The sequence below is a fragment of the Glaciihabitans sp. dw_435 genome (assembly GCF_018449675.1).
In the GTDB taxonomy this organism is placed as follows: Bacteria; Actinomycetota; Actinomycetes; order Actinomycetales; family Microbacteriaceae; genus Glaciihabitans.
This window is the reverse complement of record NZ_JAAVUZ010000043.1, coordinates 1-1,580: the sequence shown is the minus strand read 5'-3', so window position 1 is coordinate 1,580 and position 1,580 is coordinate 1. Positions and strand designations below refer to the sequence as shown.

At 59.1% G+C, this 1,580-nt stretch carries 2 protein-coding genes; both read right to left on the bottom strand.

Translation table 11 applies throughout. From position 1 onward, the window contains the following. Positions 1–15: 15 nt before the first annotated feature. Positions 16–1,002 (bottom strand): IS3 family transposase, encoded by a 987-nt coding sequence (locus tag HB677_RS18170; protein ID WP_213817152.1) that lies wholly within the window; start codon positions 1,000–1,002, stop codon positions 16–18. A gap of 35 nt (positions 1,003–1,037) precedes the next feature. Then, a complete protein-coding gene (locus HB677_RS18165) occupies positions 1,038–1,499 on the bottom strand; it encodes a hypothetical protein (RefSeq protein ID WP_213817151.1) in 462 nt (153 codons plus the stop codon). Positions 1,500–1,580: the final 81 nt, after the last annotated feature.

Here is a 1,580-nt window from a genome sequence, read left to right as displayed (position 1 = left end):
AGCGCGCGGTATTTGTCAACCTGTGTGAGACAGGTTGGGGTTTCTTTTGTGGGGGTCGTTGATGGCGGCTGTGCTGGGCATGGTTGGTGGTGTGGGGCGGCCGTGGTGGTGGCGTTCGGGGTGGGCGCGCCAGATCCGTTCTTGGGTTGCGCGTCGGGCTGCGCTGACTGGGGTGGTGCAGCCCTGGTGAACATTGTTGGGGGTGTGCCAGCCGATGCCGGAGTGGCGGTGGTTGGTGTTGTATTCGTGAACGAACCAGGTGCAGAATGCTTCGGCGTCGGCGAGGGAGGCGAAGCGTTCGGGGAACGCGAGGTCATATTTGAGGGTCTTGAAGAGGGCTTCGGAATACGGGTTGTCGTTGGAGACTTTTGGGCGTGAGAACGACTTAGCAATACCCAATTTTTGCAGCAGCAATGACATGGGGCCGCTGACCATCGCGGAGCCGTTATCGGAATGCAGATAGCGGGGTGCTGACCCGTTCGCGGTCACTGCCGCAGCCATCATCTGTTGGGCAAGTTCTCCAGATTCGACGTCTTCGACCCGCCAACCAACTATTTTGCGGGAGAAGATATCGGCGATGACGTAGAGGTGAAAGTATTGGCCGCGGCAGGGTCCGTGAAGTTTAGTGATGTCCCAGGACCACACTTGTGAGGGGCGGGTGGCGAGCAGTTCGGGAATCTTTTTCGGCGTCGATGTTGCTTGTCGGCGGCGGTCGTGGACTTGTCCGGCGCGACGTGCGATGCGATACCAGGATGAGCGTGAGGCAACATAGTGGCCCGCGTCCCAGGCCCGATAGAAGGTCTGGGCGATGGAGAATCCGGCATAGTCGTCGCTGTTCAATAACGCCAATACCTGCTGATGCTCAGCGTCATTCAGCGCTGCCGGTTGATAGCGGTTAGCTTGTGGAATTGGTGGCCGAGACGGCTTGGTTGGGCCGGCGAGGTAACGGTAATACGAGGCACGTGGAAAGCCAACCAGCTGACAGGCGCGCAGCCCCGTCATGCCACCGCTGACCAACGTCGTGATGGTGGTGAGCTTTATTTGCCGGGCCCCCGGAATGTGTCCGGCAGTGTGGGTTGCTCGCTGCGTGGTGGGAGCTCGGGGATCGCTGGTGGCAGTTGCTGCACTCGCAGGTCCGAGCTCTTGGCCAACGCGGTCAAGAGCTCGGATGCTTTTCCCAAAACATCTACCGCGCTCTCCGATTGCGCCAGTTTCAATTTCAACGCCTCGTTCTCCCGTTGCAGGCGAACGAGCTCGTACCGTTCTCGCTTGCTCATCATGGAAGCCATCCTCGTCGTGTTACCCGGGACAAGGCGACCTTCTCGCTGAGCTGCTAACCATTTCCCCGGTGTTCGCGGATCGATGCCTAACCGACGGCACAAGGCGGACTTCTGCCCCATATCGACACACAATGCGAACTCCGCCAGAATCGCCAACCGTTCATCGGCGGTGAAGTTGTGGTTATTCGTTGGACGAGGAGGGATCTCAGAAATATTCATACGTGCTCCATTTCCCACCCGAGATACTCAGAACCTGCGGCAGACAATCTGTCTCACCACAGGCTGACACTCAGGGCGCGC

Coding starts and splice junctions, on each gene's coding strand:
- HB677_RS18170 (WP_213817152.1), bottom strand. CDS start 1,002: ATGACGGGGCTGCGCGCCTGTCAGCTGGTTGGCTTTCCACGTGCCTCG.
- HB677_RS18165 (WP_213817151.1), bottom strand. CDS start 1,499: ATGAATATTTCTGAGATCCCTCCTCGTCCAACGAATAACCACAACTTC.